A 15529-nucleotide genomic window follows, 5' to 3' on the forward strand; every position below is an offset into this window, starting at 1 on the left:
AGGTCGCCGTTCGCGCCGCGTTCAAGGTCGTGCAGGAGGGCAGGCAAGTCGCCGTGCTGGTGCCGACGACCGTGCTGGCGCAGCAGCATTTCGAGACGTTCCGCAAGCGAATGGCGGCGTTTCCCGTCACGATCGAGATGCTGTCGCGCTTCCGCACGCCACGCGCGCAGAAGGTGATTCTGGAGCGGCTCCAGAGCGGCGCGATCGATATTGTGATCGGCACGCACCGGCTGCTGAGCAAGGACGTGCAGTTTCATCAGCTTGGCATGGTGATCGTGGACGAGGAGCAGCGCTTCGGGGTGCGGCACAAGGAGCGGCTCAAGCAGTTGCGCAGCGATGTCGATAGCCTGACGCTGACCGCGACGCCGATTCCACGCACGCTGCACATGGCGATGGCCGGGCTGCGCGACCTGAGCATTATCGACACGCCGCCCGAAGATCGCGTGCCGATCAAGACCTATGTCGTGCCCTTCGACGAAAACCTGGTGCGCGAGTCGATCCTGCGCGAGATCAATCGCGGCGGCCAGGTCTATGTCGTCCACAACCGCGTGCAGAGCATCTACTCCTTCGCCAGCCGCCTGCAAGATCTGGTGCCGGAAGCACGCTTTTTGGTCGGGCACGGCCAGCTTGAGGAGCGCGAGCTGGAGCGGGTGATGATGCAGTTCTTCGAGGGCGAGGCCGACGTGCTGGTCTGCACCACGATCATCGAGAGCGGCCTGGATATTCCGCGCGCCAACACGATCATCATCGACGATGCGACGAACTACGGCCTGGCGCAGTTGTACCAGCTTCGCGGGCGGGTTGGCCGCTCGACGCAGCGTGCCTACGCCTATCTGCTCTATCATCCCGGCAAGCGCATCACTGGCGACGCGCAGCAGCGTCTTGAGGCGATTCAGGAGGCGACCGAGCTGGGCGCGGGCTTCCGCATTGCCATGCGCGACCTCGAAATTCGCGGGACGGGCAACCTGCTGGGGCCGGAGCAGGCCGGGCATATCGGGGCGGTCGGCTTCGATCTCTACACCCGGCTGCTGGCCCAGGCGGTCGAGCAGCGCAAGGTCGAGCAAAGCCGCATGGCGCGCAATGAGCTAAAGCGGCAGCAGGCGCGCGGCGTGCAGCAGACCGAGCAGCTACGGCGGGCGGCGGCGACGACGCTGCCGACGGGCAGCAACGGCGATGGCGGGCCGATCACGCCGATCCAGCTTGTGACGCTCGACCTGCCGCTGACGGCCTACCTGCCGACCGACTACATCGACGACGATACGCTGCGGCTGCGCGTCTATCAAAAGCTGGCGCAGGCGGCGACGACCCAGGATATTCTGTATCTGCGCGCGGAGCTGCGCGACCGCTTCGGTCCGATTCCGGAGCCAGCCGAGCATCTGCTGCTCTGGTTGCAGCTTAAGGTGCTGGCGCTACGGGCGGGCGTGTCCTCGATCTCCACATCGGACGACGAGATCACGATTCGTCTGCCGAGCAGCGGCGTTATCGACCGTGCGGCGTTGCAGCGGCAGTTCGGCCAGAGCGTGCGCTTCGGGCCGCAGTTTGCGCGGGTCAACCGGCGGGTGGTCGGCGAGCAGTGGGCGGATACCGTTCGCGGCGTGCTGGAGGCGCTTGGCCGCGTCACGTAAGGGAGCGTTAGTCAAGCTTGGGCGGCCACTCGATGAACTTCTCCTGCTGACCGCTTGGAAGCTTGGGCGACTGTCCGGCTGATGAATTGCCCGCGCCTGTGCCGCCGAGCAGCCCGCCGCCTGCTCCACCGAGCGCGCCGCTGCCTGTGGGCTTGGGCTTTGCCCCGCCTGGCTGCGATTTCGCCGGAGCCGCTTTGCTGGGCTGCTGCTGCGTCGCAATTTTGGCAAGCCACATCGTTCTGAGGATCAGCGCGACCAGGCCAATGGCGACGGCAGCGCCGATCAGCATATAGCCGACCCAGTTGACCATGTAGCGGCTGAGCGCGCCCTGGCGAATCCAGCTATCCACGGGCTGCGCCGGATCGGTTTCGATGAAGTAAAATTGCTGGGTGTAGCGAAGCGCGAACGAGACAAGGAGACCTGTGTTGAGGAGTCCAAGCAGCGCGCCGCCGAGCCGCTCCCGTGACTTGAGCGTAACGCGCCGGACAAAGATGCCGCTGCCGTATCCACTGAAGAGCGCGGTGCCGATCAGCAGCAGCAGCGCGATCACCAGCCTGGCGTTGTCGATCTTAAGGCCGCTACGCTCCGAAAGCGCCGCTCCCCAGCGCTCGATCCAAAACTCGACCAGCAGCGCGCCAAGGAGCACGCCGACTAAGGCGATGCCTTCTTTGATGCCGCCGCGACGGAATCCATTTATCAGGCCAAATCCGAGTACGAGGCCAATAATGATAGAGCTTATCAGTGGCATAGTCGCGCCGTCCTTCCCTACCGAGCAATGGTTTCATTCTAGCATAGCCCGTCAGTTCGATCCTGAACAGAGGGCCACAGGGCAGCCTCAGGCTGGACAAGTTGGTGTAGTGTGAGCGGGAGACGACCGGGGTTTAATCCCAAGTGGTTCTATCCGGGGATGGGCGTCAAGCGCTGGCTGGTGCTGCTGTTCTTCGGTATCACGCTGGGCGCGCTGGGCCTATCCTTTCTGCTGCGTGAGCTGTACACGCTTGGTTTTCGCTTTCCGGCCTGGACCTACTACGTGACGCTTCAATTCTGGCCGCGCTGGGCGCGAGCGCTCATCCTGGGCCTGCTCAGCATGGCCTGCATCTTGATCGCGCTCAAGCGCCTGAGCCGCAGCCTGCTGTCGGCGCTGCCTGCCTATGAGCAGCCCGGCAGCCTGGCAGAGCTGGTCTATCAGCAGCGGCGCGGCCTTGCAGGCCCGCGCGTGGTGGCGATCGGTGGTGGGCATGGGCTTTCGACGCTGCTGAGCGGCCTCAAGGAGCATACGTCGAACATTACCGCGATCGTCAACGTGGCCGACGACGGCGGCTCTTCGGGGCGGCTGCGGCGCGAGTTCGGCGTGCTGCCGCCCGGCGATATTCGGCGCTGCATCGCGGCGCTGGCCGAGGAAGAGTCGTTGATGGCGCAGTTGTTCGAGTATCGCTTCGGCCAGGGCGAGGGCCTGCGCGGCCATACCTTCGGCAACCTGTTCATCACAGCGCTCGACGACATCACCGGCTCGTTCGATCAGGCTGTCAAAGCTGCCAGCCAGGTGCTCGCCGTGCGCGGGCGGGTGGTGCCGCCGACGCTGGAAGATGTGACGCTGGTCGCCGATCTGCAAGTGCCGGTTGGCGAGCAGGCGCGGACCATCCGGGGCGAGTCGCTGATCGGCAAGGGCGGCCATCCGATCCGGCGCGTCTTTCTCGATCCGCCCGATCCGGCGGCCTATCCCGACGCGGTGGCGGCGATCGAGCAGGCCGATCTGATTATTCTGGGGCCTGGCAGCCTGTTTACCTCGATCCTGCCGGTGCTGCTGGTAGAGGATGTGCGCAATGCGATCTGTCGCGCCAGAGCGCTGCGCGTCTATGTCTGCAACGTCGCCACCGAGCCGGGCGAGACTGATCGCTTTGGCGTGCAGGCGCATCTTGAGGCCCTGCTGGAGCATGTCGGCGCGGACTGTACCGATTTCGCGCTGGCGAACAGCAACAGCGATCCGGCGGATAATTTCGCCCCTGAGTGGAAGGGCCGCACGGAGATTGTGCCGCTGGACATCGACGATGGCTGTCCGATCCAGGTTGTCGCCGCTGATATTATCAACCCGGCCAATCCCCTGCGCCACGATCCTCGAAAGTTGGCACGTGAATTGATGCGCCTGTTACGTGAACGTTAGGCTACGTTGCGCAACAACCGGAATGTGCTATAGTGGTTGGAAGGTTCGATATTTACGGCTCAGCGGTGAATTGGACCGTTGTGTACTGGGATAAGGAGAAGCAGCCATGGCACGAGTAGCGATTAATGGCTTTGGACGCATCGGTCGCCAGGTGTTCAAAGCGATCCTGGAGCGCTATCCCGATGAGATTGAGGTCGTCGCAGTTAACGATCTGACCGACAACGAGACGCTCGCCCACTTGCTGCGCTACGATAGCACCTACGGCGTGTTCGAGGGCGAGGTCGAAGCGACAGAGGATAGGTTCATGGTCACGTACGGCGATCAGCGCATCGAGATCCGCGCGCTGGCCGAGCGCGAGCCCACCAAGCTGCCGTGGGGCGATCTCAACATCGACATCGTGATCGAGTCGACCGGGCGCTTCACCGACGCCGACAAGGCTCGCGCGCATCTCGACGCCGGTGCCAAGAAGGTGATCATCAGCGCGCCCGCCAAAGGCGAGGACATCACGATCTGCCTGGGCGTGAACGACGAGCAGTACGATCCTGAGAAGCATCATATCATCTCGAACGCAAGCTGCACCACCAACTGCCTCGCGCCGGTCGCGAAGGTCTTGCAGGATCGCTTCGGCATTCGGCGCGGCCTGATGACGACGGTCCACTCCTACACGATGGACCAGAACCTTCAGGACAACATCCACAAAGATCTGCGCCGGGCGCGCGCCGCCGCGATGAACATCGTCCCGACCACCACGGGCGCTGCCAAGGCGGTGGCGCTGGTCATTCCCGAACTCAAGGGCAAGTTCGACGGCTTCGCGCTGCGCGTGCCCACGCCGACGGTTTCGATCGTCGATTTCGTGGTCGAGTTCGAGCGTCCCACGACGGTCGAAGAGGTCAACAACGCCTTCCGCGAGGCGGCTGACGGCGATCTGGCTGGAATCCTGGGCGTTTCGGATGAGCCGCTGGTGTCGAGCGATTTCATCGGCACGGAGCTAAGCTCGATCGTGGACGCACCGCTGACGATGGCGATGGGCGATAACTTCTTCAAGGTCGTGTCGTGGTACGACAACGAGTGGGGCTATAGCTGCCGCGTCGCCGATCTGACGGCGATGATTGGCAGCGAGATGGACGGCGGCGGCGAAGAGTAAGCGTGCCTCGTCTGCCGGTTCGTTGATGGTGTTGGGGCGTATGGCATACGCCCTGGATCGCGAGGGCGTTCGACCGAACGCCCTCGTGCCATGTAGAGCGCATGTTTCTTTCGATTGTGATTATAGCCCGCGACGAAGAGCGCTACATCGGCGGGGCGCTCGAATCGGCGGTACCGATCGCCGACGAGCTGCTGGTGGTGCTCGATCCGCGCACCACCGATCGCACGGCTGAGATCGCGCGGCAGTGGGGCGCGACCGTCGTGGAGCATCGGTTTGAGTCGTTTCCCAGGCAGCGCAACGCGGCGCTGGCTCGCTCTGGCGGCGAGTGGGTGCTGTTTCTGGATGCCGACGAGCGTCTTACGCCCGATCTGACCGGCGAGCTGCACGATTTCCGCAGGCAGGGGCAGCATGAGCATGTCGGCTACTGGCTGCCGCGCCACAATCGCTACTTCGGGCGCTGGCTCAAGGGCGGCGGCTGGTATCCCGATCGGCAACTGCGGCTGCTGCGGCGCGGCCACGCCCGCTACGACGAGACGCGGCTGGTGCATGAGCTGGTGCAGCTCGACGGTTCTACCGGCGACCTCCACGGGCATCTGCTACATATCAACATCGAGACATGGCCTGAGCTGCATACCAAGCAGCGGCGCTACGCGCTGGCCGAGGCTCAGACGCTCGCGCTGGCGGGCGTGCGCGCCAAATGGCGCAACCTGCTGCTTCAGCCGCTCCGTGAGGTCAAGCGCCGCTTCGTCACCTGGCACGGCTACCGTGACGGCGGCCTGGGTCTGGTGCTGGCGCTGACGATGGGCTATTATGAGCTGGTCAAGTATATTCACCTCAAAGGCTTGGAGCGGTGCAGGTGAGCGATTGTGATCTGGCGATTCTGATCGTCTCGTACAATGTGCGCGATCTGCTGCGCCGCTGCCTGCGCTCGATCGACGAATCCACCGCTTCCGCCCCTCTCCGCTGCCGGACGATCGTGGTGGATAATGCATCGGGCGACGAGTCAGCGGCGATGGTCCGCGCTGAGTTTCCGCATGTCGAGCTGATCGCGCTGCCGAGCAATCTGGGCTTTGCCGGAGGAAACAATGTCGGCCTGCGCAACGTGCTGGGCGCGGATCTGCAAGCGCTGGCCGCAGCGCCGCGCGCAATCCTGCTGCTCAATCCCGATACCGAGGTTGTCGGCGATGCGCTGCGCGCGATGCTGCGCTACCTCGACGCGCATTCCCATGTAGCGGTGGTCGGGCCGCAGCTTCGCTATGGCGACGGCTCGATCCAGTCGTCGCGGCGGCGCTTCCCGACGATCGGTACGCTGTTTTGGGAGAGCACGCTGCTGGAGCAGTGGAGGCCGCGCAACCGCTGGGCTATGCGCTACCGCTACGGCGATCAGCCCACGAATGAGCCGCAGCCCGTAGACTGGCTGGTCGGCGCGGCGCTGATGGTCCGTCCAACGACGATCGCGCGGGCCGGGCTGCTCGACACGGCCTTTTTCATGTACTCCGAGGAGCTGGAATGGCAATCGCGGATCAGCGCCGCGCAGCCTGGGCCGCATACAATCATCTACCTGCCGAACGCGGTGATCGTGCATCACGAGGGCAAAAGCAGCGAGCAAAACCTGGCGCGGCGGCATATCAACTTCAATCGCTCCAAACTGCGCTATGCGCGGATGCGCTGGGGCCGGTTGGTGGCATGGCCTCTGCGGGTCTTTTTGCTGGCGACGTACATCATCCAGCTTATGATCGAGGCCGGGAAGTGGCTCGTCGGCCATAAACGTGTACTTCGGCGGCAGCGGATCGCACAGTACAGCAGTATTCTACGGTCAGGGTTGTAGACGGTGAGCAGGGCTTAAGGTAGGAGGACACCATGAAGATTTTTCTTGATACAGCCGATGTCGAGGCGATCCGCTGGGGCGTATCGCTTGGCGTCGTGGATGGCGTGACGACGAATCCGTCGCTGGCGGCAAAGGCCGGGCGCGGCTTCAAAGAGACGGTGCTGGAGATCGCCGAGATCTGCCCCGGCCCGGTCAGCGCCGAGACGGTCGGGCTGAATGCCGAGCAGATCGTCAAGGAGGGGCGCATCCTGGCGCAGTGGGCACCGAACATCATCGTCAAGGTGCCGCTGATGGCCGAGGGACTGAAAGCGGTGCGGCAGCTGACCCAGGAGGGCATCAAGACGAACGTCACGCTGGTCTTCTCTCCGGCCCAGGCGCTACTGGCGGCTAAAGCGGGCGCGACCTTCGCCAGCCCGTTCCTGGGCCGCTACGACGACATCGGCCAGGAGGGCATGCAACTGGTTCGCGAGATCGTCCAGATCTACCGCAACTACGGCTTCAAAACCGAGGTGCTGGCCGCGTCGATCCGCAGCCCGCTGCATGTGGTAGAGGCGGCCAAAGCGGGCGCGGACATCGGCACGATGCCGCCCAAGGTGCTGGAGCAGATGATCCAGCATCCGCTGACCGACAAGGGCCTCGCGAGCTTCCTCAAAGACTGGGAGACTGTGCCGGATGCCAAGACCGTCTTCGAGGATCTGGAGGGACGGCGCTAGGTCTGTCGCGATCAGTACGGCGAAGATGCGATCCAGATATGGGTCGGTGTGCGGTTGCAGGGCGCACCGACCCACAAACAAAGATGCTGTACAGCTTTTCTGTAGGCAGCCCCTTAACCATAGCGCCTGCCATTTGACAAGCACTACACACGCTGCTATACTAGCAAACCGCTGAATACTCAAGCATTGTAGCTATTTTTGTAGCGTTGCTACACATCGCCAGACCTTACTTGACGCGCAGATTGGCTGCGGACGAAGATAGGGTCTGTGCAATTTTTTGTTGTCAAACATTTTTTGTGTTGGCCGCCCGCTTACGGCTGCGGGCTGTGCTCAGGAGGAAACATGCCGACAATTAACCAGCTTGTGCGCAAGCCCCGTAAGCCTATCACAAAGAAGACCAAGGCTCCCGCGTTGCGCTTCAACTATAACTCGTTGCAGGGCAAGCTGACCCGTGGAAAGGGTGCGCCACAGAAGCGCGGCGTATGCACGCAGGTCCGTACCATGACTCCGAAGAAGCCGAACTCGGCGCTGCGCAAGGTAGCCCGCGTTCGCCTGTCGAACGGCATCGAAGTCACCGCCTACATCCCAGGCGAGAGCCACAACTTGCAGGAGCACTCGGTGGTCCTGATCCGTGGCGGTCGTGTCAAGGACTTGCCGGGCGTGCGCTATCATATCGTGCGCGGTACCCTGGACGCTCAGGGCGTTAACAACCGCAAGCAGGGCCGCTCGAAGTACGGCACGAAGAAGAACGCGCCGGTGACGGGTAAGAAGCGGTAGGACCCTCGTGCTCAGCCATCCAGCGCTCGTTGCCGACGACATCGATCGGATCGTGATGCTTAAACGCGGGCGTTATTGAGTGGCTGACGATTGAACATTGATTGTTTACGGAGTAGATATGCCACGACGAGGTAAGTATCAAAAGCGCCAGACGCCGCCGGACGTGCGTTACAGCAGCCCGCAGGTGCAGCTTTTCATCAACAAAGTGATGTGGAGCGGCAAAAAAGCCGTTGCCGAGAAGATTGTCTACGGCTCGCTGGATAGCGCCGCGGAGCGGCTTGGCCGCCAGCCAATCGAGGTGTTCGAGACGGCGCTGCGGAATGTCGCCCCCACGGTTGAAGTCAAGCCCAAGCGTGTGGGCGGTGCCACCTATCAGGTGCCGGTCGAGATCAAGGGCGAGCGCCGCTACGCGCTGGCGATGCGCTGGATCATCCAGTCCGCTCGCGCCCGCCAGGGTCGTCCGATGATCGAGCGCCTTACGGCTGAGCTGATCGATGCCTTCAACAACACCGGCTCCTCGGTGCGGCGCCGCGAAGAGACGCACCGCATGGCCGAGGCTAACCGCGCGTTCTCGCACTACGCCCGCTAAGCTGATCCGAAACGTGCAAAGGGGCTTGACTTGCAATAAGTTAAGCCCTTTTGCGTGTATCGCCCTGGCCTGTCGCGGATGGTTAACGCCCGCTTAACATAAGAAATTTGGTAAAATACACTCGAAACGTAGAGATCATACAAAGTCTTGCTGAACACGATTCGCAAGCATGGAGTATCTGAATGCCACGGCAAGCACCATTAAATTTGTACCGCAACATCGGTATCATCGCGCATATCGATGCTGGCAAGACCACGACGACCGAGCGCGTGCTGTACTACACTGGTCGGACCTACAAGATCGGTGAGGTGCATGAAGGCACGGCGACGATGGACTTTATGCCTCAGGAGCGGGAGCGCGGTATTACCATTCAGTCGGCGGCCACGACGGCTGAGTGGAAAGGCCATCGTGTCAACATCATCGACACGCCCGGCCACGTGGACTTTACGGCAGAGGTCGAGCGCTCGCTGCGCGTGCTCGACGGCGGCGTCGTTGTGTTCGACGCGGTTGCCGGTGTGGAGCCTCAGTCGGAGACGGTGTGGCGTCAGGCCGATAAGTACAGCGTGCCGCGCATCTGCTTCGTCAACAAGATGGACCGCATGGGCGCGAACTTCGAGCGCACGGTTCAGATGATCATCGATCGCCTGGGCGCAAAGCCGGTGCCGATCCAGCTACCGATCGGCGCTGAAGATCAGTTCAAGGGCATTATCGATCTGATGAACAACAACGCCGTGATCTACAAAGACGACCTCGGCAAAGAGCAGGAGATCGTCGAGATTCCGGCGGAGCTGGTCGATAAAGCCGCCGAGCTGCGCGCGCAGATGGTCGAGGCCATCGCCGAGACGGACGACGCGCTGACGCTGCTCTATCTCGAAGGCGAAGAGATCGGCGTCGATGAGCTGAAGCGCGCGCTGCGCACGGCGACGATCGAGAATAAGCTGGTGCCGGTGCTGTGTGGCGCGGCGCTCAAAAACAAGGGCGTGCAGCGCATGCTCGACGCGGTGGTCGACTATCTGCCCTCGCCGCTGGAGGTTCCGGCGATCAAGGCGGTGCTGCCCGGCCAGAGCCCCGACGCCGAGGATGTCGAGTTCATCACGCGCAATCCCGACGACAACGAGCCGTTCGCGGCGCTGGTCTTCAAGATCGTCGCCGACCCGTTCGTCGGTAAGCTGGCGTACTTCCGCGTCTATTCGGGCAAGATCGAGGCTGGCTCGTATGTGTTCAACTCGACCAAAGGCCAGAAAGAGCGCATCGGTCGTCTGTTGCAGATGCACGCGAACCACCGCGAAGAGATCAAGGAAGTCTACGCGGGCGACATCGCCGCGATGGTCGGCCCCAAGCAGACCTTCACCGGCGACACGATCTGCGATCCAACCAGCCCGGTCGTGCTTGAGACGATCAAGTTCCCCGACCCGGTGATTCACGTCGCGGTCGAGCCCAAGACCAAGGCCGACCAGGACAAGATGGGCCTGGCGCTGGCGAAGCTGGCCGAGGAAGATCCAACCTTCCGCCTGCGCACCGACCAGGAGACGGGCCAGACGATCATCGGCGGCATGGGCGAGCTGCACCTTGAAGTGATCGTCGACCGCATGATGCGTGAGTTCAAGGTCGAGGCGAACGTTGGTAAGCCGCAGGTAGCCTACCGCGAGAGCATCTCGCAGCCCAGCGACATCGACTCGAAGTTTGTGCGCCAGTCGGGCGGTAAAGGCCAGTACGGTCACGTCAAGGTCCGCTTCGAGCCGATGGATCAGGGCACGGGCTTTGAGTTCGTCAATGCTACCGTGGGCGGCTCGGTGCCGAAGGAGTACGTTCCGGCGGTCGAGCAGGGCATTCGTGAGGCGATGGAGACGGGCGTTGTCGCCGGGTATCCGGTGGTCGACCTGCGCGCCACGCTGTATGATGGCTCTTTCCACGAGGTTGACTCGTCGGAGATGGCGTTCAAGATTGCGGCGTCGATGGCGCTCAAGGACGGCGTGCGCAAGGGCCGCCCGCAGATCTTGGAGCCGATCATGAAGGTTGAGGTCACAGTGCCGGAAGACTTCATGGGCACGGTGCTCGGCGATCTCAACAGCCGCCGTGGTCGCGTCGAGGGCATGGACGCTCGCGGTAACGCTCAGGTGATCCGCGCCCAGGTACCGCTGTCGAACATGTTCGGCTACGCGACCGACCTGCGCTCGATGACGTCGGGCCGCGCGAACTACTCGATGGAGTTCTCGCACTACGAGCCGCTGCCCAACAGCCTGGCCGAAGAGATCATGGCGAAGAGCAAGCGCTAAATCCGAACCGAATCAAGAAGGCAGCTCCACACACGTGGGGCTGCCTTTTTTGTTGGCTGCGCTCGGACAGGCGTGAGCCGGTGATTGATCTGGTATGGACGTATTGCGATACACCCTGGGCGCTACCTGTTCGCGAACTTCTCCGGCTGCTGATGGTGAAAGACCTCGTACAGCATCAATACCGCCGCGTTGCCGACGTTGAGCGAGTCGATCTTGCCGGTCATCGGGATCGCCACCTCGACATCCGCCGCGTCGTGCCACTCCCTGACGATGCCGTAGCGCTCGCTGCCCATCACCACCGCCACTCGTCCGCGATAGTCTGCCTTGCGGTAGTTGAGCGGCGCGTCGGCGTCGGTGGTGACGATGCGAAAATCATGCTCTTTCAGCCAGCGGATCGCCTCGTCGACCTGCGCTTCGATCACCGGAAACGTGAAAGATGATCCCATGCTGGAGTGCAGCAGCTTGGGATGCGATAGCCGCGTGCGCCGGTTGGTGATGATGATCCCGTCGGCTCCCACGGCGTCGGCGCAGCGAATGATCGTGCCGATGTTGCCGGGTATTTCGAGCGCATCCAGCACGACGAGGCTATTGTGCTGCTTGAGCTGAAGATCGTCCCAGGTAAAGCGCGGCAGCCGCACAATCGCCGCCAGACCATCAGGCTCGTCCTTGTCGGCAAGCCGCTGCATCACCCGCTCGCTGACCTGATACGAATGTACTCCCGCGTGCATCAGCCTGTCGACCAGCGCTCTGGCCGCGTCGCCGCGAAGTAGCTCAGGACACACAAAAAAGGCGCGGATCTCCAGCGCCTCCTTCTGTGCGATCGTCAGCTCCCACAGGCCTTCGAGACAGGCCAGGTTCTCAGGATTGGATTTGGTGTTGTTTTTGACAGCAAGATACTGCTTGACTCGTGGATGCTGAATGCCTGCTGGCACTGGCTTGACAACGCTCATCTTCGATTACCTGCACAGCATATGATTAACGTCTGCCATCGCCGCCCGCAGCCGTGCGCTGCCTGACGACCTCATAGACCAGCAGGGCGGTCGCGGTGGCGACGTTCAGCGAGTTGACCTTGCCGACCATCGGGATCTGTACCTGAACATCGGCCTGATCGAGCCAGGCCTGGCTCAAGCCCTCTTTTTCGGTGCCGACCGCAATCGCCACGGGGCCGCGCAGATCGGCCTCGGTGTAGCGCGTGTCAGCCTGCGGCGTGGCGGCGATGATCCGGATCTTGTGCTTGCGCAGCCAGGCGATCGTCTGATCGTTGTCGGCAGCCGCGACGGGCACGCTGAAGAGCGCGCCTTTGCTCGACCGAACGATGTTGGGATTGCCCCAGTCGGTCAGCGGCGCGGCGGCGATTAGCGCGTCGACTCCCGCCGCGTCTGCGGTGCGCAGCATCGCGCCCAGGTTGCCGGGCTTCTCGACCGCCTCGGCGACGACCACAAACGGATTGTGGCCCGGCTGAAGCGTTTGAAGACTTGTGTTGAGCGCCGGAAAGACCGCCAGCCAGCCATCAGGCCCCTCGCGGTAGGCGATCTTTTCAAAAATGCGCTCGCTCACTTCGATCAACTCGGCGCTGGTACGCTCGATCTGCTCAAGCAGGCGTTGGGCACCGGGGGCGCGAAACAGCGCCGGGCAGAAGTAGAGCGCCGTCGGCTGAGCGCCGCTGGCAAGCGCCAGCGATAGCTCCTCATAGCCTTCGACCCGCATCAGCCTGCTGCGGTCGCGCTCTTTTCGATCGCGCAGCGCGATTACCTGCTTGACTTTCGGATTGTGTGGACTGGTGATGATCATGTTCCAGGTTTCAAGTTTCAAGCTTCAAGTCTGCCTGGTTCCCTTGTTCCTTTGTTCTTTCGCCCCTACGAGGCCGACCAGCGCGCGAACAACGCGGTCGAGAGATAGCGACCGCCGGATCGTTCGACTGTCGCCATCTCGCCGCTGACGAGCAAGCCGCCGTAGCCTTTGAGCATATCATCCAGGGCATAGTACAGGCCCAGCGCCGAGATCTTGATCGCGTACGCCGTCAGCACAACGAAGAGCGGCTTGGGCGTGAACAGCTTGCGGCACTCATCCAGCAGCTCCGGTAAGGACTCCTCAAGCCGCCAGATCTCGCCTTTCGGGCCGCGTCCAAACGGCGGCGGATCGACGATGAAGCCGTCGTACTGCGCGCCGCGCCGCGCCTCGCGCCGGACGAATTTCAGCGCGTCATCGAGAATCCAGCGCACCGGCGCGCTGTCCAGCCGTGAGAGCGCCTGATTTTCACGCGCCCAGGCGATCCCTTTCTTGGAAGCGTCGACATGAGTGACATGCGCGCCAGCGTGCGCGGCGATCAGCGTGGCAAGGCCGGTGTAGCCAAACAAATTAAGGACTCTAACGGGCCGCCCGGCATCGGTGATCAGGCGGTACATCCAATCCCAGTGGTTCGCCTGCTCCGGAAACACGCCCAGATGGCGGAAGGGAGTCGGCTGGACCCAGAATGAGATCCCTTTGTAGCGCATCGTCCAGCGCGGCTCGATCGTCTCGTGGAAGTACCAGCGCCCGCCGTCGGCCTCGGCATCCGTCCGAAAAACGGCCTCTGCGGCATCCCACTCCTTGCGCGGTAAGATCGGCTGCCAGATCGCCTGCGGCTCCGGGCGCACAAAGGAGTAGGGTCCAAACCGTTCGAGCTTTCGGCCAGCGCCGCTATCCTTTAGCTCATAGTCCGTCCAGTCGGGAGAGGTCAGCAAAACGAACTCTGGTTGTCGCTTCTGTCTCATGCGGTCTGCCACCTACATCGATCGCTGCTCACAGCATTCCGTGTATTGTGCGCAATTTTTGTCATGCGTGCAAGTTTTAGGTACAATGCTCTCGCTGCATCCAGATTCAATTCTGCATCAGAAAGGGAAATAATTGGGGCGAGCCCGGGCCCAGAGGGCACCCGCCCGGCCTGACGGCGCACGGGATCGGCGGGGCTACTGCGTAAGCATTCGGACGCTCATCCTCCGAAATATTCGCTCACAGCGCGTTTGCTTGCTTTACATACTAAGTGTGGTATAATCTCGCCTTGTACTCGAGGGGCTGTTGCCCCTCGTTGTTACGCCAGTTTCGCCGCCCGGTTGCGGGCGAGTGCAGGAATAGGGAGTTTAGGCCCGGTCATACCGGAGACCAACCCCCTGTTCCTATCGCATTGTCTAAAGCTATAGCATCGTTTGTAGCAGGAGGAACGCTACACAATGGCACGCGCAAAGTTTGAGCGGACGAAGCCACATCTCAATGTCGGCACGATCGGCCACGTCGACCACGGCAAGACGACGCTGACCGCCGCGATCACCAAAACCCTCGCGCTTCGCGGCGGCGCGCAGTTTATGGATTATGCCGACATCGATAACGCGCCCGAAGAGCGCGCCCGCGGCATTACCATCGCCATTCGTCACGTCGAGTACGAAACCGCCAATCGCCACTATGCCCACGTCGATTGCCCCGGTCACGCCGACTATATCAAGAACATGATCACCGGCGCGGCCCAGATGGACGGCGCGATCCTCGTCGTCTCCGCCCCCGACGGCCCGATGCCTCAGACCCGCGAGCACATCCTGCTCGCCCGGCAGGTCGAGGTGCCCGCGATGGTCGTCTTCCTCAATAAAGTCGATATGATGGACGACGAGGAGCTGCTGGAGCTGGTCGAGCTGGAGCTGCGCGAGCTGCTCAGCCGCTACGGCTTCCCCGGCGACGAGATCCCGATCGTGCGCGGCTCGGCGCTGCAAGCGCTGGAGAGCACCTCGCAGGACCAGAGCGCGCCGGAGTATCAGCCGATCCTGGAGCTGATGAACGCGGTGGATAGCTACATCCCGACGCCGCAGCGCGACGTGGACAAGCCGTTCCTGATGCCGGTGGAAGACGTCTTCGGCATCAAAGGGCGCGGCACGGTGGTGACGGGGCGCATCGAGCGCGGGCGGATCAAGGTCGGCGAGACGGTGGAGATCATCGGCATGACCGAGGCGGCGCCGCGCACGACGGTGGTGACGGGGGTGGAGATGTTCAAGAAGCTGCTGGATGAGGGGGTCGCCGGCGACAACGTGGGCTGCCTGATCCGGGGCGTGGAGCGCGACGAGGTGGAGCGCGGGCAGGTGCTGGCGAAGCCGGGGTCGATCAAGCCGCACAAGAAGGTCAAGGCGGAAGTGTACGTGTTGAAGAAGGAAGAGGGGGGGCGGCACACACCGTTCTTTCCGGGGTACCGGCCGCAGTTCTACATTCGGACGACGGACGTGACGGGGTCGATCACGCTGCCGGAGGGGATGGAGATGGTGATGCCGGGGGACAACGTCCAGATGGGCGTGGAGCTGATCGTGCCGGTGGCGATCGAAGAAGGCTTGCGGTTCGCGATCCGCGAAGGCGGGCGGACGGTAGGCGCCGGTGTCGTCACCAAGATCGAAGAGTAAC

Annotated in this window: 14 protein-coding genes; 10 read left to right on the forward strand and 4 right to left on the reverse strand. The window is 62.6% G+C overall.

What is annotated here, in order from left to right; genetic code table 11:
• A partial coding sequence (locus VFZ66_12620; protein HEX6290032.1) for a TRCF domain-containing protein occupies positions 1 to 1625 on the forward strand: 1625 nt, incomplete at its 5' end.
• A gap of 7 nt (positions 1626 to 1632) precedes the next feature.
• Here VFZ66_12620 and VFZ66_12625 read toward each other — a convergent pair.
• Entirely contained in the window at positions 1633 to 2373 is a 741-nt protein-coding gene (locus VFZ66_12625; GenBank protein ID HEX6290033.1) for a CvpA family protein, read from the reverse strand.
• A gap of 111 nt (positions 2374 to 2484) precedes the next feature.
• Here VFZ66_12625 and VFZ66_12630 point away from each other — a divergent pair, with 111 nt between their 5' ends.
• The 8 genes from VFZ66_12630 to fusA all read left to right on the forward strand — a co-directional run bounded on the left by VFZ66_12630 (position 2485) and on the right by fusA (position 11113).
• Entirely contained in the window at positions 2485 to 3786 is a 1302-nt protein-coding gene (locus VFZ66_12630; GenBank protein HEX6290034.1) for a gluconeogenesis factor YvcK family protein, read from the forward strand.
• A gap of 106 nt (positions 3787 to 3892) precedes the next feature.
• Entirely contained in the window at positions 3893 to 4930 is a 1038-nt protein-coding gene (gene gap, locus VFZ66_12635; GenBank protein ID HEX6290035.1) for a type I glyceraldehyde-3-phosphate dehydrogenase, read from the forward strand.
• A 101-nt stretch (positions 4931 to 5031) separates the two neighbouring features.
• On the forward strand, positions 5032 to 5790 hold the full coding sequence (locus VFZ66_12640; GenBank protein ID HEX6290036.1) for a glycosyltransferase family 2 protein: 759 nt from the start codon (positions 5032 to 5034) through the stop codon (positions 5788 to 5790).
• Positions 5787 to 6758 (forward strand): glycosyltransferase family 2 protein, encoded by a 972-nt coding sequence (locus tag VFZ66_12645; protein HEX6290037.1) that lies wholly within the window; start codon positions 5787 to 5789, stop codon positions 6756 to 6758. Before VFZ66_12640 ends, VFZ66_12645 begins: the two co-directional genes overlap by 4 nt.
• Positions 6759 to 6790: 32 nt before the next feature.
• Positions 6791 to 7471 (forward strand): fructose-6-phosphate aldolase, encoded by a 681-nt coding sequence (gene fsa, locus VFZ66_12650; GenBank protein ID HEX6290038.1) that lies wholly within the window; start codon positions 6791 to 6793, stop codon positions 7469 to 7471.
• A gap of 342 nt (positions 7472 to 7813) precedes the next feature.
• Positions 7814 to 8248 carry a 30S ribosomal protein S12 gene (gene rpsL / locus VFZ66_12655; protein ID HEX6290039.1) on the forward strand — a complete coding sequence of 145 codons (435 nt, stop codon included), beginning with the start codon at positions 7814 to 7816 and terminating at the stop codon, positions 8246 to 8248.
• A gap of 118 nt (positions 8249 to 8366) precedes the next feature.
• Positions 8367 to 8837, forward strand: coding sequence for a 30S ribosomal protein S7 (gene rpsG, locus VFZ66_12660; GenBank protein HEX6290040.1), 471 nt, complete (start codon positions 8367 to 8369; stop codon positions 8835 to 8837).
• 182 nt (positions 8838 to 9019) lie between these two features.
• A complete protein-coding gene (gene fusA / locus VFZ66_12665) occupies positions 9020 to 11113 on the forward strand; it encodes an elongation factor G (GenBank protein ID HEX6290041.1) in 2094 nt (697 codons plus the stop codon).
• A gap of 122 nt (positions 11114 to 11235) precedes the next feature.
• Here fusA and VFZ66_12670 read toward each other — a convergent pair whose 3' ends face one another.
• From VFZ66_12670 to VFZ66_12680, 3 genes are read right to left on the reverse strand one after another with little or no spacing between them, the layout of a single operon-like run.
• Positions 11236 to 12063 (reverse strand): TrmH family RNA methyltransferase, encoded by an 828-nt coding sequence (locus tag VFZ66_12670; GenBank protein ID HEX6290042.1) that lies wholly within the window; start codon positions 12061 to 12063, stop codon positions 11236 to 11238.
• A 25-nt stretch (positions 12064 to 12088) separates the two neighbouring features.
• A complete protein-coding gene (locus VFZ66_12675) occupies positions 12089 to 12925 on the reverse strand; it encodes an RNA methyltransferase (protein ID HEX6290043.1) in 837 nt (278 codons plus the stop codon).
• Positions 12926 to 12969: 44 nt separating this feature from the next.
• Complete coding sequence (locus VFZ66_12680) at positions 12970 to 13866, reverse strand: class I SAM-dependent methyltransferase (protein ID HEX6290044.1); 897 nt, start codon at positions 13864 to 13866, stop codon at positions 12970 to 12972.
• Positions 13867 to 14322: 456 nt separating this feature from the next.
• Here VFZ66_12680 and tuf point away from each other — a divergent pair, with 456 nt between their 5' ends.
• A complete protein-coding gene (gene tuf / locus VFZ66_12685) occupies positions 14323 to 15528 on the forward strand; it encodes an elongation factor Tu (protein ID HEX6290045.1) in 1206 nt (401 codons plus the stop codon).
• Position 15529 lies beyond the last annotated feature (1 nt).

The organism is Herpetosiphonaceae bacterium, assembly GCA_036374795.1.
Classification (GTDB): Bacteria; Chloroflexota; Chloroflexia; order Chloroflexales; family Kallotenuaceae; genus LB3-1.